The sequence below is a fragment of the Sellimonas catena genome (assembly GCF_027924685.1).
Taxonomy (GTDB): Bacteria; Bacillota; Clostridia; order Lachnospirales; family Lachnospiraceae; genus Sellimonas; species Sellimonas catena.
The window spans coordinates 17,613-38,085 of sequence record NZ_BSBO01000029.1 but is presented as its reverse complement, the minus strand read 5'-3'; the positions used below and the strand labels follow the sequence as shown (position 1 = coordinate 38,085).

The window sequence follows — 20,473 nt, the reverse complement described above, 5'->3', positions numbered from 1 at the left end:
AATGGGAAATCATGCAGAAAATGAAATAGAAGCGTACCTGCCCTTCTGGGAGAGCCTGACTGAGTCCCAGAAGGCGAAGATCCGTTCGGAGGCAGTGCAAAAAACAGCCGGAAAAGGCGAAATTGTCCACCGGGGAAGTGGTGACTGCCTGGGATTTCTGATTGTAAAGAGCGGGCAGCTAAGAGCCTATGTGGTCTCGGAGGAAGGAAAGGAGATCACGGTATACCGGATGTTTGAGCGGGATATGTGCCTTCTGGCGGCAAGCTGTATTTTCCGGAACATTGATTTTGAGATCTGGATGGAGGCGCGGGAGGAAACGACCTACTGGGTCATTCCTCCGGTTGTCTATCAGGAGCTGATGGATACGTCTCTTCCGGTCATGAAATATACAAACGACCTGATGGCGGAGCGGTTTTCCGACGTCATGTGGACGATGGAGCAGATCCTTGGGAAGAGTGTGGACAAGCGTCTGGCAGCACTGCTCATCGAGGAAGCCCAGAATACCGGGGAGGAGGAATTTTCCCTCACCCACGACCGGGCGGCGAGAGAGCTTGGAACGGCGCGGGAAGTGGTCACAAGGATGCTGCGGTATTTCCAGCAGGAGGGGCTTGTGCTTCTTTCCAGAGGAAAGGTCCGGATCCTGGACCGGGACCGCCTTTATGTGCTGGCGGAGGAGAGTCTTCGATAAAAAAGCGGCCGGCTTTGTGACTTTGTTACGGAAACAGGTGGGAAATTGCGTATAATAGGAGACAGAAACAAGGAAAACAACAATTCACAGGAGGAATAATAGATGGCAGAAGTAATGACAATCACACAGGAAAATTTTGAAGCGGAAGTATTAAAATCCGAGAAACCGGTATTAATTGATTTCTGGGCAGAATGGTGCGGACCATGCCAGACCTTTATCCCGATCATCCATTCCTACGCAGAGAAGACGGACGCGGTAAAAGTCGGAAAGATCAATGTGGATGAAAACAGAGAGCTTGCAAAGCAGTTCCGGATCCTGAGCATTCCGACAGTCATGCTGTTCCAGAACGGCGAATCCGTAAAACGCCATTCCGGAGTCCTGATGGAGGACGAATTAAAGGCGTGGGTGGAAGAGTAAAGCATCAGTTTAGAAAAACTTTACTTGTCCGAACGGGACATCTGGGCTATAATATCTTCTATAAAATTCTATAAAATCAGTATAGAAGGGGTTTTAGCAAATGTCAGATGAAAAGAATACAACGATCGACGAAGTGAACACAGATGACCAGAAACTCGAAGAGACTGTCAAAGGCGTTGTAGAAGATACGTCAAAAGATGACAGCGAATATGAAAAACTCTGCTCTATCTGCCACCGCCCGGAAAGCATTACGGGAAAGATGATAGAGCTTCCGAATAATCTGTATGTCTGTCCGGATTGTATGCAGAAGAGCTTTGATATGATGAATAACGGACAGATCGACTTAAACCAGTTGATGCGGATGCCGGGTGTTCAGATTCTGAATATGCAGGATCTGGAAAACATGATGCCGAAGCAGCAGAAGGTAAAGAAGAAAAAAGAGAAGAAAGAAGAAAAGCCGGAGCTGGATCTTCACAATATTCCGGCGCCGCACAAGATCAAGGCAAAGCTGGATGATTATGTGATCGGTCAGGAGCAGGCGAAGAAGATCATCTCCGTAGCGGTTTACAACCACTACAAGAGAGTGGTGACCGATACGATGGATGACATCGAGATCGAAAAGTCCAACATTCTGATGCTTGGACCGACCGGTTCCGGTAAGACATACCTTGTCAAGACACTGGCAAGGCTTCTGGATGTACCGCTTGCCATCACGGATGCGACTTCCCTTACAGAGGCCGGATATATCGGTGATGACATCGAAAGCCTTGTATCGAAGCTTCTGGCGGCAGCCGATAATGATGTAGAGAAGGCGGAGCGGGGAATTATCTTCGTAGATGAGATCGACAAGATTGCCAAGAAGAAAAATACAAATCAGAGAGACGTCAGCGGCGAATCCGTACAGCAGGGAATGCTCAAGCTTCTGGAAGGAAGCGATGTGGAGGTTCCGGTAGGAGCCAACAGCAAGAATGCGATGGTACCTCTGACTACGGTCAATACGAGAAACATCCTCTTTATCTGCGGCGGAGCCTTTCCGGGGCTTGAGCAGATTATCAAAGAGCGGCTCAATAAGCACTCCTCCATCGGCTTTATTGCAGATCTGAAGGACAAATATGACAACGACAAAAATCTGCTGTCAAAGGTGACGGTGGAGGATCTGCGAAACTTCGGAATGATTCCGGAATTTCTGGGACGTCTCCCGGTGATCTGCACATTGCAGAGCCTGGATCGGGATATGTTCGTCAAGATCTTAAAAGAGCCTAGAAACGCGATCCTCAAACAGTATCAGAAGCTCCTTGCTTTGGATGAGGTGCGTCTGGAATTTGAGGATGACGCGCTGTACGCTATTGCGGAGAAGGCGATGGAGAAAGATACCGGGGCCAGAGCGCTGCGTGCCATCATTGAGGAGTTCATGCTGGATATCATGTATGAGATTCCAAAGGATGACAGCATCGGCGAAGTGATTATCACAAGGGACTACATAGAGGGAACAGGCGGACCGGTGATCCGGCTCAGGGGCCAGGAAGTGCCTCCGCTGCTTGAGAATAATCCGGTACAGGAGTCCGGTCTTTAGAAAAATGAAATAAGTAATATGGGACCTGCATATACTTACAAAAAGTATATGCAGGTTTTTTGATGGATGTAGAACAGTGCAGGGAAGCGGTTTTGTCGGAAGAATATCGGGACTTTATGTTCACAGACCGTTTTTTTTCTTTACTCAGGGAAGGAACCTATCTGACACAGCCGGCAGGAACTTTGTATCAGAATGTGTATCTGCCGCGCTCTGAGGCAGAGCGTTTTCCGGAAAATGATATTCCTTATTATTCCATTCCAAAGTGTTTCACGCCGCTCGATATGGGGGCCTTAAATGCTGCCGGGATTACGACAGTACAGAATTATCCGGGACTGGAGCTGAAAGGGCAGGGGATGCTGATCGGATTTCTGGATACCGGGATCGATTATACAAATCCGGTGTTCCGAAGTCTGGACGGATCCACCCGGATTCTGGGGATCTGGGACCAGACCATTCAGGACGGCAATCCGCCGGAAGGATTCTGCTATGGAAGTGCCTATACAAGAGAAGATATTAACAAGGCACTGCAGCAGGAAGATCCGTTTGCTTTTGTGCCGACAAAAGATGAGGACGGGCATGGAACCTTTACGGCAAGCGTGGCAGCAGGAAGCGCCAATGTGGAGAACCAGTTCGTGGGGGCTGCGCCGGAGGCGATGATTGCCATGGTGAAGCTGAAACCCGCAAAACAGTATCTGCGGGAGTATTATTTTATCCGGGAAGGGGCCTTGGCCTATCAGGAGAATGATATGCTTGCCGGACTTTACTATTTAAACCGGCTGGCGCTGAAATATGACCGGCCGCTTGTACTCTGCGTGCCCCTGGGGGGCAGTCTTGGAGGGCATAACGGGACGGCGCCGGTATGTGAGGAACTGGAATTCTATGCCGGTCAGAAAAACCGCGTAGTTGTGACAGGAACAGGAAATGAGGCAGATAAGCGGCATCATTATCAGGGAGAGACCAGCGGACAGAAGGAAAGGGAGATGGTGGAACTTCGGATCGGGCCGGGAGTACGGGGATTTCAGGCGGAAATCTGGACAGACATTCCGGATGTTCTGGCAGTCTCATTATACTCCCCGTCCGGGGAGCAGATTCAGAAAGTTCCGATCCGTCAGAACAGTAGAAATGAATACCGTTTTCTTCTGGAACAGACAACGGTTATTATAGACTACCGTCTCCTGGTAGAGCGGACGAATTCGGAACTGATTATTCTGAGATTTATCAATCCGGCAGAAGGAATCTGGAAAATCGGTCTGGAACCTCTGCAGAGTATCGACGGGCTTTTTCATATCTGGCTTCCGGTTTCGGATTTTCTGACGGGAGAAGTCTATTTTCTGAGGTCGAGCCCGGACGAGACGATTCTGGAGCCGGGTAGCACACCGTCAGCTATTACCGCTTCCTTTTATAACTGGGAAGAAAATTCGGTTGCGGTTCAGTCCGGCAGGGGCTATACTAGAAACAGGATGATCAAGCCGGAATTTGCCGTTCCGGGCGTTAATGTGACAGGGGCTGTTCCGGGAGGAACCTTTACGGAGAGGTCCGGTTCCAGCGCGGCGAGCGCTATTGCGGCCGGAAGCGCGGCGCTTCTCTTGCAGTGGATTATACAGGATCAGAAGTCTCAGGCATCCTCGGCTCAGGTGAGGAATATTCTTATTCTTGGTACAAGAAGGATTCCTGGAAACGAATATCCGAACCGGCAGTGGGGCTATGGTACGATGGACCTTTACCACACCTTTGAAGAGATACGGCAGTTATAAAGGAGGAAGAAACAATGGATGATTTTTTTAGCGAACTTGGGAAGAGAATTTCAGAGACTGCAGATATTGTAGGAAAAAAGACCAATGAGATCCTGGATACGGAAAAGCTGAAAAGCCGGATCCGTACTCTGGAACGTGCCAATGAGCGGGACTATATTGACATCGGCAAGTCCGTTTATGAGAAGTTTCAGGAGAATGAGGTGACAGATGAGTCATGCATTGAGTTCTGTGAAGCGATTGAGAAAAGACAGGAGCAGATCGAAGACCTGAAAAAGGAGATCGACCGGATCAAAGGAGAATAAATGCGGATGAAAAAATGGATAACGGGATTTGCGGCCATTCTTCTGGGTGCAGATCTCTTCTGTAAGTACCGTACGGAACAAAAAGCCGACGGAGAGAAAGAAAAAGAGCTTTTCGGAGGGAAAGTGCTGATCCGCAAGGTACACAATCATGGATTTGCCCTGAATGTGTTAAGCGGAGAGGACCGGATTGTAAAGGGAGGATCCCTTCTTGCCGGAATCCTGCTGCTTTGTTACCATGTGAAGCTGTTTTTTTCTAAAAAAGGAACATGGAAATTTGCAGGGACATCCTTGATGCTTGCCGGGGCGCTGAGTAATCTATACGACCGTTTCAGGAGAGGCTATGTGGTGGATTACATCGGATTTGCGGCGGCGGATCCGCAGATACGAAAGATTACGTTTAATATCGGAGATTTCTGCCTGATGGCCGGGGCTGCCGTTCTTGCAGCCGCCCAGGCCGCCAGATCAGTCACAAAAGAAATCCGGAAAGAGGTTAAGAAGCAGAGAAAAACTCTTTAATCTGACCATGAATAATTTCCATCAGCCGGGTGCGGGATTCCACCGCCGCCCAGGCAACATGAGGTGTGATCAGAAGTTTTTTACTGTCTCTGATATCAAAGAGGGGATTGTCAGCTGACATCGGTTCCTGACAAAGTACGTCAAGACCGGCCGCGGCGATGGTCCCCTTTTTTAATGCGTCCGCCAGATCCTGCTCCACAACGATCGGTCCCCGTCCGAGGTTCAGCAGGATGGCGGATGATTTCATCTTTTCGAGAGCTTTTGCATTGATCAGCCCTTCCGTATTTGAATTCAGAGGGGCGTGAATGGAAATAATATCGGAGGTGGATAATAAAGTGTCAAAGTCCACCTGATGATAGCCTTCCTGCTCCGGGCTGCCTGAGGTAGAATAGTATACAACGTCCGCACCAAAACAGGAGGCAATATCAGCTACCCGGCGGCCGATGTTTCCAAGTCCGATGATGCCGAAGCGCATGGAGCAAAGTTCATGAAAGTGCTCGGCAAAATGGGTGAAGATCCGGTCGTTGATATAGCTGCCTTCCTTGACATAGTCATCGTAATAGCGGAGCTTTTCCAGCAGGTAAAAGAGCATGGCAAAGGTGTGCTGCGCAACGGATTCGGTAGAATAGCCGGCCACATTGCGCCAGGCTATCCCACGGCGTTCCAGATAGTCTTTATCCAGATTATTGGTACCAGTGGCGGTGACGCAGACCAGCTTTAAATGGGAAGCGTTCCCGATGGTTGTTTCGTTGACGGGTGTTTTATTGACAATCAGAACATCAGCGTCCTGAGTCCGTGTAGATGCTTCCGAAGGTGTCGTGAAGTCGTGATAGATCACTTCGCCAAAGTCTTCAAAAGCGGACAGATCGATATCTGAGCCGATGGTTTTGGCATCCAGAAATACAAGTTTCATGAAAGAGCCTCCTTATTATTTCTTTTTTTTCATTATAGACAGAACGAACGGAAAAGTAAAGAAAAGGGGTTGACAATAAATCAGAAGAAATAGTATACTAATCCTCAGAAGAGCATTTGCGAATTATACTAATAGTTTGCAGATGTTATTTTTTTGGAAAAAAGAGAGTAAAACTGCGGAAAGGAGAATCCAACATGAAGAAACTGGATACGAAGAAACTTGGAATTGACATACTGATTGATATTGTCGGGGGAATTCTGATTGCAATTGGAACATACAACTTTGCCGCCATGGCGAAATTCCCAATGGTAGGATTTAACGGAATTGCTTTGATTTTCTATCATTTGTTTGGACTGCCGATCGGTACGGTTGCGATGCTTCTGAATATCCCGGTTGCCATTGCGTGCTTCCGGATCCTCGGAAAAGACTTTTTTATCCGCTCCATCCGGACGATCATCATTACGTCCGTGATCATGGACGTTGTTGCGCCGATGTTCCCGGTATATACCGGAGACCGGATGCTGGCAGCAATCTGTACGGGTATTTTCTCCGGTCTGGGCTATGCCCTGATCTACATGAGAAATACATCTACAGGAGGATCGGATTTCATCATGCTTTCTATTAAAGCGTTGAATCCGCATCTGTCTCTTGGAAAGATTTCATTTGCGCTGGAAGCGATTGTTGTTCTTATTGGAACAATTCTTGTTTCGAAAGATATTGACAGCCTGATCTACGGTATGATGATCAGCTTTATTCTCTCAGCGGTTGTGGACAAGGTAATGTACGGAATTGATTCCGGAAAGATGTCTCTGATTGTGACAGACTTTCCGGTAGAAGTGGCGGCACGGATCGACGAAGAAGTCGGACGGGGAAGCACGTTCTTAAAGGCAGAGGGAAGCTATTCCCATATTCAGAGAGATGTTGTACTCTGTGCATGCAACAATAAAGAAATGTACGGAATCCGTAAGGTTGTAAAGGAGATTGACCCGAAGGCATTTATCATCATCGTGGAGTCCAACGAGGTGCTTGGAGAGGGATTCAAAGCCCACTAAAGCCCGGGACATGTAGGAGAAAACAGAAACGGCAGAGATCATTCAGGTCTCTGCCGTTTTTTTTCGTATCTTTTATTTCTGTTCTGCGTAAAGCTTTACGATTTCGACTACTACATCGGTTGCAAGATCCATTCCCTCTACTGTGATATGTTCATATGGTCCGTGGTATGCGTGTCCGCCGGTACCAAGGTTCGGGCAAGGAAGTCCTTTGAAGCTTAACTGGCATCCGTCTGTGCCGCCGCGGATCGGAAGAATCTGAGCCGGAACATTGGCACGTTCACAGGCAGTTTTCGCATTCTCAATGAGGTGCATGCAGTCCTTGATAATGGTGGACATGTTCTTGTACTGCTGTGTGATCGTCAGTTTTACTGTGCCTTCGCCCCATTTTTCGTTCAGGTCTTTTTCGATCAGACGAAGTGTCTGCTGGCGTGCTTCAAACATGGAAGCGTCATGATCTCTGAGGAAGTAGTGGAGTTCCGCATTTCCTACATCTCCGCTCATGGAAACAAGATGGTAGAATCCTTCATATCCTTCAGTTCCACGAGGTGTCTCGCAGCCCGGAAGCATGTTGTTGATTTCCATGGCAACAAGGCTTGCATTGATCATTGTATCCTTGCTGGATCCCGGATGAACGGCAAAGCCTGTGATTTCAAAGTCTGCTTTGCATGCGTTGAAGTTTTCGTACTGGATTTCCCCTTCGCCGTCTCCGTCCAGAGTGTAGCCGAAGTCCGCGTCGAATTCCTCTACATTGAAGTGGGAAGCGCCGGTTCCGATCTCTTCGTCCGGTGTGAAAGCAACACGGATCGCTCCATGAGGAATGTTTTCCTCTTTGATGCGTTCGATCATGGTCATGATCTCGGCAATGCCGGCCTTGTCATCTGCTCCGAGTACTGTCGTGCCGTCTGTTGTGATCAGAGTACGGCCTTTCAGTTCCGGAAGATGAGGGAAGGCGCTGACTTCCAGTACACGGCCGCTGTCGCCAAGCACAACGTCTCCGCCGTCATAGTTTTCATGGATCACCGGAACGATGTCATGGTCGCAGAAATCGGAAACCGTGTCCATGTGAGCGATGAATCCCATCTTCGGGCAGTTCTCGTAGCCCGGAGTTGCCGGGATCTTTCCGTATACATAGCACTGATCGTCCACATGAGCCTCCACGCCCAGCTCTTTCAGTTCGTCTACCAGAATGTTCGCGAGATCAAACTGGCATTTGGAAGATGGAACAGTTTCGCTGTTCTCATCGCTTGGTGTCCTGACAACGACGTATTTTAGTAATCTTTCATAAGCTTTCATTGGAATTCCTCTCCTTTATTGTAAATTTTCCTATATCCCATTATAGCATTTTTTACAGGATGTACAAGTCCCGAAAATCCGGAAGGACACTTTGGAGGGAGAATTGTAGGGAAAAAATAGGGAAAGATGTAGTATAATAACGCTGAAATGATATGGAAAAGAAGAGGAAAAGAAAATGGAACGACTTTTGATTGTAGATGATGAACCGGGAATCCGGATGCTTTTAAAAGATTATTTTGAAATGATGGGATATGAAATACGGACGGCCGAAAACGGACGGGAGGCGGTCCGGTGTGCCGGGGAGCAGCCGGATCTGATCCTTCTGGATATTAATCTTCCGGATATGGACGGAATGACGGTGTGCCAGAAAATCCGGGAAACAGTACGCTGTCCGATTGTCTTTTTAACGGCAAAGATTGAAGAGCAGGACCGGATCAACGGGCTGCTGTCCGGAGGAGATGATTATATAACCAAACCGTTTTCCATCGATGAACTGGGTGCCAGAGTAATGGCCCACCTGCGACGGGAAAAGCGGGGGCGGCAGGAGAAAGAGGAGGCGCAGAATCAGGGCCTTGCCATCCGGTACGATGAGCGGAGTGTCCGCTGCAACGGGGAGGAGATTCGTCTGACAAGAACCGAGTTTGACATTCTGGCATTTCTTTCCATGCATCCAAGGCAGGTATTCAGCAAGGAACAGATTTACGAAGCGGTCCGGGGAATGGAAGGAAACGGTGACAGCAGCATTGTGATGGAGCATATCCGCAGACTCAGGGGAAAGATTGCGGAGAAAACGAAACAGGATTATATTGAGACAGTCTGGGGAGTGGGCTATAAATGGATTGGATAGATGAAAAGATGGAACAGTTCCGGAGCTGTATCCGGAATCTTCCGGTGAAGAAGGCATTGCTTTCTTATTTGTGTATCGCTGCGGTGATTGCATTCCTGATGAGCAGCGCTACCATACGGATCTGTGAAAAATGGACGGAAATTTTAGCGGAGCGGCAGAATGTGAACATGGACCGGGCCTATACAAGAGAGGCTCTTTTCTTTTATTATAAACAGTCAGCGGCCGGGATTACCGACAGGGAGGAAACGATACTGATTCTGCTCCAGGAGATGGTACGATGGTGTCCGTATGTCTATACGGTGCTGACGATGCTGGCGGCAGGATCCCTGTTTTACCGGAAGAGACTTCAAAAGCCGTTTGGGATTCTCGAGGATGCCGTAGAGAAGGTAGGAAAAAAGGAGCTGGATTTTACAGTTGCTTATGAGAGTGAGGATGAGATGGGAAAGCTTTGCGTTTCCTTTGAAGAGATGCGGCAAAATCTGGAGGAAAATCAGAAAGAGATGTGGAATCTGGTAGAAGAGCAGAAAAAGCTGAATGCTGCCTTTGCCCATGATCTGCGTACCCCGCTGACCGTGATCCGGGGGTATTCGGATTTCCTTGTCCGGTATCTGCCTAAGGGGACTATCAGCCAGGAAAAATTAAAGGACACCCTGCGTCTTCTTTCGGAACAGGCGGAACGGCTGGAACGGTTCAGCGGAACCATGAAGTCTTTGCGGTCGGTAGATGAAATTCCATTTGCACCGGCAGGGAAAAGAAAACAGGAACTGGAGATGCGGATTCAGGGCATGGTGGATGCACTGAATGTGGCAAAAGAAGTAAAGATTGTTTACCTGCATGACTGCTCCGGGGGAGAGCTGATTCTGGACGAGGATATTGTGATGGAAGTACTCGACAACCTGCTCTCCAATGCAATCCGGTATGCAAAAAGTCAGGTGGAGATTGAAACAAAGGTCGAAGGGGCATTTTTCTATCTGTTTGTATCCGATGATGGACCGGGATTTTCCGTGGAAGCACTGGAAAATGCGTCGGATCTGTATTTCAGTGAGGGACTAAAAGAGGAGCATTTCGGGATCGGGCTTAGCCTGTCGGATCTGCTTTGCAGAAAGCACGGAGGAGAGATCAGCTTTGCAAACAGTGCATGGAAGTCCGGGGCTGTCGTGTCGGCTTCTTTTGAAATTCAGGGGAAAATCTAAAGAAATCCTTTCAGATATCTAGGGAGAAAGTAGAGAAATCCCATGTATGATAAGGATATCAAGAAGAAAGGAAGTGGACAGATGAGCAGAAATGAAATGGAAATCCGGATTGAAGGATTGGAAAAATATTACGGGAAAAAGCATGCGCTGAAAAATGTGACACTTACGATTCCCTCCGGCATGTTTGGCCTGCTTGGGAGAAACGGGGCCGGGAAGACAACGTTGATGAAGGTGCTTGCCACGTTGATCGGAAAGCAGGGAGGAAAGGTGACCGTGTGCGGGATTCCGGTGGAAGAGGCGGCCAGGATCCGCAGAATCACAGGGTATCTGCCGCAGGAGTTTTCCATGTATCCCAACATGGGAGTCTATGAAGCGATGGATTATCTCGGAGCCTTATCCAAAATGCCGAAAAAGGTGCGGAAGGAGCGGATCCCGGTTCTGTTGGAGAAGGTCAATCTTCAGGAGCATTACCGGACAAAAATCCGGGCTCTGTCAGGAGGAATGAAGCGGCGGCTTGGAATTGCCCAGGCCATTCTGCACGATCCGAAAGTTCTGATTGTAGATGAGCCGACAGCGGGGCTTGACCCGGAAGAAAGGGTACGGTTCCGGAATCTTCTCTGTGAAATTGCCGAGGACAGGATTGTGATTCTCTCTACCCATATTGTCGGGGATATTGAGGCCACCTGCGAACAGATTGCCATCATGGATGAAGGAGAAATCTACTATAACGGCACGGTGATGGATCTGCTGCGGATGACGGAAGGAAAAGTCTACACTGCACAGATCAGCAGGAAGGATCTTGCAAAGATGAAGGAGAATTATGTCCTGACCAGTATGCTGACCCAGGGAAATAATGTAATGGTTCGTTTCCTTTCGGAGCAGAAGCCGCAGGTGGAAGCTTCGGCCTGCGAGCCGGGTGTGGAAGATGCGTATATGTATCTGATGCAGGAAAAGGAGGGATTTTCTCATGTTCTGGACCTTGTTTAGAAAAGAGTGCAGGATGCTGTTGAGAAGCCTGATTTTCTGGCTGTATGTTCTGGGGGCCGCCCTTTTTTTCTTCAGCCAGATGGGGACGATCACCTTTGAGTCGAAGCCGGAACCTGAACAGGAAAGCTACGGACTGAAGATTTCCGACAAGAAGGAAGACCAGATAAGGGGGACACTTGGACTTCTTGCCGAATCTTATCTCAATGATACCTTTACAACAGCACCGGTGGGATTTAACAAGCATGTCTCCTTGAGTGATGGAGAGAAGCAGGAGATCGAAACGATTCTCGAGGATACAACCGGCCTTTCGACAGAAGAGCTTGAGACCTGCTACGAGGAGTGGGTGAAAAGTCAGACCGTCGCGATGGAAGATGGAAGCTACATGATGGTGGGCGGAAACTTTGTACTGGAACCGAAGGAGGGGCTTGCCTACGATACGTTTCTGACAGATATGCAGAAGGTCTGTGAGATCCTGGGACCGGGATCGGGTTTTACCGAGGAGGGAATCCGACAGAATGCTATGGTGGAAATGACTTATGAAGACGCCCTGGAAGAATACAACAATCTGCTGGAAAAAGACGGTCTGACCGGAGGGTACGCAAGACTGTTCTGCGACTATATGGGAATTATTCTGGCAGTCCTTCCTGTGTTTGTGGCCGTGACAAGAGAAATCCGGGATAAACGGGCGCAGATGAAGGAACTGCTCTATGTAAGAAGGGCTTCCTCCTTTACGATTCTGTTCAGCAGGTATGCGGCGTTGTGCCTGTGCATGTTTGTACCGGTGCTTCTCCTGTCATGCTATCCTCTGGCGGAATGCGCCGGATTCGTGCAGGGAAAAGGAATTTCCCTGGATCTGACCGCCTTTTTCCGGTACAGTTTTGGCTGGCTTCTTCCGACCATTCTTGTGGTGACGGCGCTTGGTATATTCCTGACAGAACTGACGGGAACGGCAGCGGGCGTCCTCGTGCAGGCAGCCTGGTGGTTTCTCTCGATTTTTGCAGGCAGCGATACGATGGGTGGAGGAGCCTACGGTATGAACCTGATCCCAAGACACAATACAGAGTTTAACTACACAGGATTCCACGATCAGTTTTCACAGCTTGCATTGAACCGGGGATTTTATGTAGTGCTGGCACTGGCACTTGTGACAGCGGCAGCCATGATTTTTGAGGCAAGAAGAAAGGGGAAATGGGGAAATGGAACGATATCTCGCGGCCGGAAAAGAGTACATCCGGCATCATCTGCCGCAGCAGGCACTCGTTAGTGCCGTTCTGTTTGGCGCGGCTCCCCTGATTGTCGGAGTCGAGAATTTAAGTCAGGTGGAGACAGCACAGCTTCTGGATTTTTATGCCGTACTGCCCGGCATGATTCTTTTGATTCCGATTTTCCTTCCGGAACAGAATCCGGACATCCGGGATCTGATCCGGTCAAAATATACTTCCATGGGAAGCATTTATCTGATCCGGATTCTACTAAGCGCTCTTGTGATGGTGCTTCTGACCACGGCTTTTGTGTGGATGCTGAAACAGGGCGGATGCAGTTTTCCAGCAGGGAAATTCTTTCTGGCAGCGCTTTCCGGAATGATTTTCCTGGGAGGACTGGGGGCCGCGGCTTACGCTCTGAGCGGAAATCCGGTCATCGGTTATATGGCATCTCTTGCATATTATCTGTTCGCTTTCGGGACCGGAGAAAAATATCTGGGCAACTGGTTTTTGTTTTCCTTGTCGGCGGGAGGCTATACAGAAAAAAGGTATCTGGCTGTGACCGGCCTTATATGCCTCCTGATGGCAGTGTGGGTAAGTATTCATAAAGAACGATCCTGAAAAAGAAGCACTTGCCTTTTCTGGAAATCGGAGTAAGATAATAGAAGACCGATGCAAAGGAGAAGGATAATGGAACGAGTGATTGTAATTGCAGTGTTTATCTGCATGATGATGACGGCGCTTCTGATTGCCCACGCAGTGGTCTTTACTGTTCTGGGTGAAAAATGCGTCTGGCTGATTAAAAGTTACCGGGATCTTCCAAAGGAGAAACAGAATCTCTATGATCCGGGCCTTGTTGTAAACGGGGCAAGAAACGGACTTGTGTTGTGGGCACTGTGGTTTGTGCTCGGAGCCGTGCTTTCCTATGTGCTGACACCGTTTCTTGTAGTGGTATTTCTCGGCGTATGGCTGGCGGCTTTCTTTTCCGGCAGAAGCTTTAAGGAAAAAAAGTACGAAAAATATAAAAGGTCTTGACAGAGCACTCCTTTCGATCTAGAATGAAGAAAATCGAAAGGAGCTGCTTTTTGTATGAGCCCGGTATTAATGAATCAGTTTGTAAGTATGAACAGGGACGACGATAGGTAGCGCTTGTATTGTGAGAGAGTTCACAGGTACAAGCGCTTCTTGTGTTGTACCTGTGTGGAAGAAATAGAAACAGAATCACACAGGATGAGGAGAAATCTTGTGTGGTTCTGTTTTTTTGTTACCGAAAAGCCAAAGGTACAGCCAACAGCTCTTTTTATTCTGGCAGGAAAGGTTGTGATCGAATGGGACATAAAGACGATGCCCACATGGATGAGGGTCCGGACGGAAGAGAAGAAAAGACGATCAGAAATTCATGAAAGGGTAAGGAAAAGAAAGATGGAAGAAATCAGATATATCGAAGGAAACGTAAAAAATCAGCAGGAGGAACTCAGCCTTCTGGAGCATGCAGGGGAGATTGTGGAGATACACGGAAGCATTTACAAAATCCGGAAGATGAGAGGGTTTGCATTTGTGCTGCTGCGGACGGCAAAACACGTGATTCAGTGTGTCTATTCCGAAGAAAAGGCATCCTTTTCGCTGGAGGAACTGGAAGAGGAAAGCTGCGTGATCTTCCAGGCGGAAGTGGTGAAGGAAGAGCGGTCACGGACCGGTGTGGAGCTGCATCTGATCGGGATGGAAGTACTCTCAAGGCCGTATGAAAAAAGCCCGGTGGTCATCAATCAAAAGCAGGTGGACACATCCATCGCCACGCTGCTTGACTATCGTCCGGTGACACTTCGCAATGAAAAAGAACGTGCCATTTTCCGGATTCAGAACGGCATTACCAACGCGGTACGCAGATTTTTGCAAGGAAAGGGATTTACGGAGATTCATACACCGAAGATCGGATCCGCAGGAGCCGAAGGCGGAGCTAATATTTTCCGGCTGGACTATTTTGGAAAGGAAGCGTATCTGGCACAGAGCCCGCAGTTTTATAAGCAGATGATGGTAGGCGTCTACGAGAGAGTCTTTGAGATTGCGCCGGTATTCCGGGCGGAGAAACATGACACCTCCAGACATTTAAACGAGTATACAAGCGTGGACTTTGAGATGGGATATGTGACGAGAGTGGAAGAGCTGATGGAGATGGAGGCTGCGATGCTGAAATTTGTATTCGCTTCTCTGAAAGAAGAGTGCCAGGAAGAGCTTGCCCTCCTTCAGGTGGAGATTCCGGAATGGAAAGAAATCCCGGCGATTCCATTTGCCAAAGCAAAAGAGATTGTGGCCAAGATTCGGAAAAGAGCGGTGGAGGAGCCGGAAGACCTGGAACCGGAAGAAGAAAAGCTGCTTTCCGAATGGATTCTAAAAGAGACCGGAAGCGAGCTTGTCTTTGTAACCGAATATCCGGAGAAAAAGCGTCCATTTTATGCTATGGACAGCGAGACAAATCCGAATGTGACAAAAAGTTTCGACCTTCTTTACAAAGGTCTGGAAGTCACGACAGGAGGGCTTCGGATTCACAATTACGAAGAACAGGTGGCGAAGATGAAACGAAGAGGCATGCATCCGGAAGTGTTTGAAAGCTATCTCATGGCACATAAGTGCGGACTGCCGCCGCACGGAGGCCTGGGACTTGGACTGGAACGATTTACAAGCAGGCTGCTTGGCTTTGAAAATGTGCGCCGGGCATCCCTGTTTCCAAGAGACATCCACCGGCTGGTGCCGTAGGAAAGTAAAGCGAAGACTGTGCGGAACGGAATCCGCACAGCCTTCGCTTTAGTCTACCGGAGATTCCCAGGTTTCCAGAATGGCATCCAGTTTCTCCTGGCTCAGTGAAATGATCCGGTGGTTTGCGTCAAAATAAGTTTTTTCAGAAACCGCGTTCATGAAGTCTTCGTAACGGACAGTACGCTGATTCTTCAGCATGAGATACCAGTCCTCAATCCCCTTGATCTGATCAAGAATAATATAAGGTTCTGTCGGCAGGACGGTCGGAAGATCTGCTTCAGTAAAATAAATTCCGACCAGCCGTTCCTTCACGCGGTATACTTTCGGAGCTGCGTAATACACATCCTGCGACTGTAGATAATGCAGAAGTTCCCCAAGACGATCCAGGTCATTGCCGATGTAGTCGAATTCATGTTTTCCAAGAGAGATCGGAAAGCAGATTCCGAAAACCTGAAAATGCTTGTATTCGTTCTTGCTGATTTCCTGATTCAGATCGTCCAGAGCGCCCATGGATGCGTTCGCATCATTCTGCATCAATGTATCGATGTCACGGAGTGTCTGTGTCTGGCCTTCCAGAATAAACTGTTTTGTTTTCAGTGTGGTGCAAAGAAGCTTGACCACTTCATAGAAACGGCGGATTTCCGCTTTGCTGGTAGGAAGGCTGAGCTTCAGGGAAATTGCATTTTCGTTTACGGAGAGCTCCATCCCTCTTGCAAGTTTTTCCGGATCATACAGAAGGGTACAGTTCCCGGTTTCACGCTCTATGAGCCGGAAATTTTCATCGGCGGTCCCATAAGACAAGCCGGACAGACGGATCACATCCTCCAGGGTCAACGGTTTTCTGAAAATAGATTTTTGACGGATCTCTACAGTTACGGACATAGGATCACCCCTGATTTCATTATACAATAAGGAAAGGAGGAGAGCAATCGGAAAGCATTTCCCTGGCAGAACCGTAGACACGGGCGATTAAGTACGGTTAGCCGGTCAATTTTGTTGTAAGAACCGTAGTCATGTGCGATATAGTACGGTTAGCTGATCGATTTTTGCTGTAAGAACTGTAGTCATGCGCAATATAGTACGGTTGCCAGATCAATTTTCGCTGTAGACACCGTAGTCACGAGGGGTTTAGTACGGTTCCCAGGGCAATTTTCGTTGTAAGCACCGTAGGCACGAGCAGTTTAGTACGGTTGCCAGATCAATTTTTGTTGTAGGCACCGTAGACACGGACGATATAGTACGGTTAGCCGGTCAATTTTTGTTGCAAGAACCGTCGTCACCCACAATTTACTACTGTTCTAAAAGAGAGTTTCCTTGACAGAACCGTAGTTTTATCGCACAGACGGATAACTGGCGATGATCTTCTAAGTCAGGTAAGAACTAGATAGTGAAAGAGCAGGAAATATAGAAAATTGAAACGAGAAAATTCAGAGAATTAGCACTCGAGTATTGTTATTACAGCGTAGCTTTTGTCTTAGTTCATAGAGTGCCGTAAAGTGCCTATTTACAGGCTTTTCACGGGTTTTATGAATTTATCACATTTCATCAAAAATCGTCAATATACAAAAATTTGGTGTCAAAATTGGTGTCAAATAACCTTGATTTGAGATTTTGATGAGTAACACATCAGTAAAAAAATTGAATATTTTATAGACTATGGAACGCCTAAAATGACGTTCCTTTTCTATTTCCAGCCGTTCTTATTGGACGGCTATTTTATTACTCAAAATGAAAGGAGCATTAGACTTATGAAAAAGATGTTAAAACGATTGTGTACGGGCTTCTTAGCTCTTGCGACTGTCGTTACTGCTTTACCGACTACACCCGTTCATGCAGAAAGCAAGCAATACTGGACGGAAAGTGCGGAGCGTGTCGGTATCATTGAAAAAGTAATGAATGACGGTTCTATCGGTTCGACATTCAATGAGGGCTATATGAAAGTCGAGGGCGAAACTGCCTATTGTATTGACATCAATACAGATTTTAAGAACGGCTACAAGACCAGAGCTGACGCAAGCTCATGCATGAGTGCCGACCAGATTTCAGATGTGGCGTTATCTTTAGAGTATGTCAAACAGTATGGCGAAGCTCATAAGGAACTGAACTACAAGCAAGTCTATCTGTTGGAACAATGTGTTGTCTGGCAGAGATTGAGCGTACATCTTGTCTGGCAATGTGATAACGTGCGAGCTTCTTATGATGAAATACCAAAGGCTACGCAGGACGAAGTTTTCGCTGGTGCAAAAGCCTTTGTCAAAGAAAATAAAGGACGCTATGAATGTGGCGGTTATATCTACTCTGGCGAGGGGCAGGAATTGGGACAATTCTGGGCGAAACTGAATGTCGGAAATGCGAAACTGCAAAAGACTTCCAGTAATACCAGCATTACAGACGGTAACGGAAATTACTCTATCGCTGGTGCGACCTATGGTGTCTTTGCTGATAAGAATTGCACAAAACAGCTTGCCACCCTTACGACTGATGAAAACGGAAATACAGATGTTGTAGAGGTAAAGGCAGGCACAGTTTATATCAAGGAATTATCCGCACCAGCAGGATATAAAGTAGATAAAACGGTATATTCCTTAAAGGTTGAAGCTGGAAAAACAGCGACTTTGAAAGTATCAGATACACCAAAAGTAACAGACACTTTGATTGAGCTTTTCAAGATAGATATGGAAACACAGAAAGACAATCCGCAGGGAAACGCTTCTTTAGCAGGTGCGGAATTTACATGGAAGTATTATGCTGGCTTCTACAATAAAGACAATCTCCCTGCCGAAGCTACTCGTACATGGGTTACAAAGACAATCGCTGAAACTGACAGCGACGGAACAACCCACTACATCACAAAATTAGCGGACGCATACAAGGTGTCTGGCGACAGCTTCTATATGCAGGACGGTAAAGCCGTTCTTCCTTTAGGAACACTAACCGTTGAAGAAACAAAAGCTCCAAACGGCTACTTGTTAGACGGTGCATATATGCAGGCTGGCGATAAGTCCGAACAGATTAAGGGCTTATATGTAACACAGATTACCGAGGACGGCGACCTTGCCGTATTATCTGGAAGTAACCAGTTTTCCGTATCAGACAAGGTTATCCGTGGCGGTGTGAAAATTCAGAAACGAGATTTAGAAACGGGCGATACGAAGCCACAAGGAAGTGCCACTTTGAAAGATACTGCCTTTGACATCATTTCCTTAAATGATAATTCTGTTTTGGTTGAGGGCAAGCTATACAAGAAAAATGAAGTCGTAAAAACTATTCGTACAGATATTGAGGGTGTCGCTTCTACTGCTTCTGACCTCTTACCTTATGGAAACTTCCGTATCGTTGAAAGTGAAGCTCCAAACGGATATTTGACAGACGGTGCAAAGCCGATTGATTTTACAATCACAGAAAATGGAAAAATCGTGGACTTAACCGAAAAAGCCCATTCTATCTATAATCAGATTAAGCGTGGAGATATTGAGGGGGTAAAAATCGGTGCAGGCACACACAAGCGTCTTGCTGATGTTCCTTTTAGGATCACAAGCAAGACGACTGGGGAAAGTCATGTTGTAGTAACTGATGATAACGGGCAATTCTCCACTTCTGCTGAATGGGCTTCACATAAGCACAATACCAACGCAGGAAAGAACAGCGAGGACGGTGTGTGGTTTGGAACTTCTGAACCAGACGACAGCAAGGGTGCATTACCTTATGATACCTACATCATTGAAGAAATGCGTTGCGAAAGCAACAAAGGCTTTGAGCTTATCCCACCTTTTGAAATCGTGGTATCAAGAAATAACCTTGTGATTGATTTAGGAACGCTGACTGATGAATACGAAAAAGAAATCTCTATCCATACCACAGCGACCAGTAAGGACGGCGAAAAGACAATCCTTGCAGGAAAAGAGGTTACGATTGTTGATACCATCAAATTAAACGGACTTACAAAAGGTACAAAATATCAGCTCAAAGGCTGGCAGATGTTAAAGGAAGAAAACGCCGAGCTTATCATTGACGGGAAACGTGTAGAAAACGATTATACCTTTGTCGCTGATGAGGAAGAAATGAAAGTGGAAATTTCCTATACATTCAATGCGTCTGCTTTAGGTGGCAAGAACCTTGTTACCTTTGAAGAATTGTATGATTTCAGCAATCCAGACGAACCCGTAAAAGTTGCAGAACACAAAGACATTGAGGACGACGGGCAGACGGTACTTATCACAGAGCGTATCATCAAGATACATACTACCGCTACCGATAAGGACGGCAACAAAGAGCTTGAAGCAGGAAAAAAGGTAACAATCATTGATACCGTAACCTTAGAGGGCTTAGAAGTCGGTACACAGTACAAACTTGTGGGCTGGCAGATGTTGAAAGAAGAAAATGCAGAACTTCTTATCAATGGAAAGCGTGTGGAAAGTGATTATATGTTTACCGCTGACAGCGAAACTATGAAAGTGGAAGTTTCCTTTACCTTTGACGCTACTTCCCTTGACGGCAAACAGCTTGTAACTTTTGAAGAATTGTACGATTTGAGCAATCCAGACGAGCCGAAGAAAGTTACCGAGCATAAGGAGATTGAGGATAAGGGACAGACAATTACCTTTAAGGAAAAGCCAGAAGAACCAGAGAAACCCGAAACCCCACCGACACCAGAAAAGCCTAGCAGACCTAGCGACAGTCCCAAAACGGGCGACAGTACAAATGTAATGGCATTTATCGTGATGTTGCTTGCGTCTGCTGGTGGACTGGCTGGAACATATCTTTACAAACGCCGTCAAACGAAGAAATCATAAGGCGGTAACGGTATGATGAAAGAAAAATCACGCTCTCCGCCGAAGCGGTCAAACGGCAGACTTTTGCTTATTCTGGCTTGTCTGCCCACAACCTGCAAGAACACGGATAGTCAAGGGTGCGAAGCATACATTTTACCCTTTACTATCTGGGGGATTGCTGGTACTTTCTAAACTGCCAGAATAAGAAAT

18 protein-coding genes are annotated in these 20,473 nt (G+C 47.3%); 15 read left to right on the top strand and 3 right to left on the bottom strand.

Annotated elements, in window-relative coordinates; all coding sequences use genetic code 11:
• Position 1 precedes the first annotated feature (1 nt).
• The 6 genes from Selli1_RS13415 to Selli1_RS13390 all read left to right on the top strand — a co-directional run bounded on the left by Selli1_RS13415 (position 2) and on the right by Selli1_RS13390 (position 5,250).
• The gene (locus Selli1_RS13415; protein ID WP_281873410.1) at positions 2-688 is read left to right on the top strand and encodes a Crp/Fnr family transcriptional regulator; all 687 of its coding nucleotides are present in this window, start codon (positions 2-4) and stop codon (positions 686-688) included.
• A gap of 102 nt (positions 689-790) precedes the next feature.
• Positions 791-1,105 carry a thioredoxin gene (gene trxA, locus Selli1_RS13410; RefSeq protein WP_087169257.1) on the top strand — a complete coding sequence of 105 codons (315 nt, stop codon included), beginning with the start codon at positions 791-793 and terminating at the stop codon, positions 1,103-1,105.
• Positions 1,106-1,205: 100 nt separating this feature from the next.
• Positions 1,206-2,678 (top strand): ATP-dependent Clp protease ATP-binding subunit ClpX, encoded by a 1,473-nt coding sequence (gene clpX / locus Selli1_RS13405; protein ID WP_087169258.1) that lies wholly within the window; start codon positions 1,206-1,208, stop codon positions 2,676-2,678.
• Positions 2,679-2,740: 62 nt separating this feature from the next.
• Positions 2,741-4,432 (top strand): S8 family peptidase, encoded by a 1,692-nt coding sequence (locus Selli1_RS13400; RefSeq protein WP_191434676.1) that lies wholly within the window; start codon positions 2,741-2,743, stop codon positions 4,430-4,432.
• Positions 4,433-4,446: 14 nt separating this feature from the next.
• The gene (locus tag Selli1_RS13395) at positions 4,447-4,734 is read left to right on the top strand and encodes a hypothetical protein (RefSeq protein ID WP_281873407.1); all 288 of its coding nucleotides are present in this window, start codon (positions 4,447-4,449) and stop codon (positions 4,732-4,734) included.
• 6 nt (positions 4,735-4,740) lie between these two features.
• Positions 4,741-5,250 carry a signal peptidase II gene (locus Selli1_RS13390; RefSeq protein ID WP_191427561.1) on the top strand — a complete coding sequence of 170 codons (510 nt, stop codon included), beginning with the start codon at positions 4,741-4,743 and terminating at the stop codon, positions 5,248-5,250.
• On the opposite strand, the gene Selli1_RS13385 is transcribed toward Selli1_RS13390, so the two are convergent.
• Positions 5,225-6,163, bottom strand: coding sequence for a D-2-hydroxyacid dehydrogenase (locus Selli1_RS13385; protein ID WP_281873404.1), 939 nt, complete (start codon positions 6,161-6,163; stop codon positions 5,225-5,227). The two genes, Selli1_RS13390 and Selli1_RS13385, sit on opposite strands and share 26 nt — an antisense overlap.
• A gap of 194 nt (positions 6,164-6,357) precedes the next feature.
• Between Selli1_RS13385 and Selli1_RS13380 the strand changes: the two genes are divergently transcribed.
• On the top strand, positions 6,358-7,215 hold the full coding sequence (locus Selli1_RS13380) for a YitT family protein (protein ID WP_087169263.1): 858 nt from the start codon (positions 6,358-6,360) through the stop codon (positions 7,213-7,215).
• 72 nt (positions 7,216-7,287) lie between these two features.
• Here Selli1_RS13380 and pepT read toward each other — a convergent pair whose 3' ends face one another.
• On the bottom strand, positions 7,288-8,508 hold the full coding sequence (gene pepT / locus Selli1_RS13375) for a peptidase T (RefSeq protein ID WP_281873402.1): 1,221 nt from the start codon (positions 8,506-8,508) through the stop codon (positions 7,288-7,290).
• Positions 8,509-8,683: 175 nt separating this feature from the next.
• On the opposite strand from pepT, the gene Selli1_RS13370 reads away from it, so the two are divergent.
• The 7 genes from Selli1_RS13370 (at position 8,684) to aspS (ending at position 15,491) form a co-directional block, all read left to right on the top strand.
• Positions 8,684-9,355, top strand: a complete 672-nt coding sequence (locus Selli1_RS13370) for a response regulator transcription factor (protein WP_281873400.1) — start codon at positions 8,684-8,686, stop codon at positions 9,353-9,355.
• Entirely contained in the window at positions 9,343-10,548 is a 1,206-nt protein-coding gene (locus Selli1_RS13365) for a HAMP domain-containing sensor histidine kinase (RefSeq protein ID WP_281873398.1), read from the top strand. Before Selli1_RS13370 ends, Selli1_RS13365 begins: the two co-directional genes overlap by 13 nt.
• 96 nt (positions 10,549-10,644) lie before the next feature.
• A complete protein-coding gene (locus Selli1_RS13360) occupies positions 10,645-11,535 on the top strand; it encodes an ABC transporter ATP-binding protein (RefSeq protein WP_405595571.1) in 891 nt (296 codons plus the stop codon).
• Entirely contained in the window at positions 11,516-12,799 is a 1,284-nt protein-coding gene (locus Selli1_RS13355; protein WP_281873393.1) for an ABC transporter permease, read from the top strand. Before Selli1_RS13360 ends, Selli1_RS13355 begins: the two co-directional genes overlap by 20 nt.
• A complete protein-coding gene (locus tag Selli1_RS13350; protein ID WP_281873391.1) occupies positions 12,732-13,358 on the top strand; it encodes a hypothetical protein in 627 nt (208 codons plus the stop codon). Before Selli1_RS13355 ends, Selli1_RS13350 begins: the two co-directional genes overlap by 68 nt.
• A 69-nt stretch (positions 13,359-13,427) precedes the next feature.
• Positions 13,428-13,772, top strand: a complete 345-nt coding sequence (locus tag Selli1_RS13345) for a DUF3784 domain-containing protein (RefSeq protein ID WP_158099311.1) — start codon at positions 13,428-13,430, stop codon at positions 13,770-13,772.
• Between the two features lie 210 nt (positions 13,773-13,982).
• The gene (aspS, locus tag Selli1_RS13340; RefSeq protein ID WP_330677591.1) at positions 13,983-15,491 is read left to right on the top strand and encodes an aspartate--tRNA(Asn) ligase; all 1,509 of its coding nucleotides are present in this window, start codon (positions 13,983-13,985) and stop codon (positions 15,489-15,491) included.
• 48 nt (positions 15,492-15,539) lie between these two features.
• Here the strand turns inward: aspS and Selli1_RS13335 are convergent, their stop codons facing one another.
• Positions 15,540-16,373: a DUF4299 family protein gene (locus Selli1_RS13335; RefSeq protein WP_281873389.1), complete on the bottom strand. Its 834-nt coding sequence runs from the start codon at positions 16,371-16,373 to the stop codon at positions 15,540-15,542.
• Between the two features lie 866 nt (positions 16,374-17,239).
• Between Selli1_RS13335 and Selli1_RS13330 the strand changes: the two genes are divergently transcribed.
• Entirely contained in the window at positions 17,240-20,284 is a 3,045-nt protein-coding gene (locus tag Selli1_RS13330) for an SrtB-anchored collagen-binding adhesin (protein ID WP_117788371.1), read from the top strand.
• Positions 20,285-20,473 lie beyond the last annotated feature (189 nt).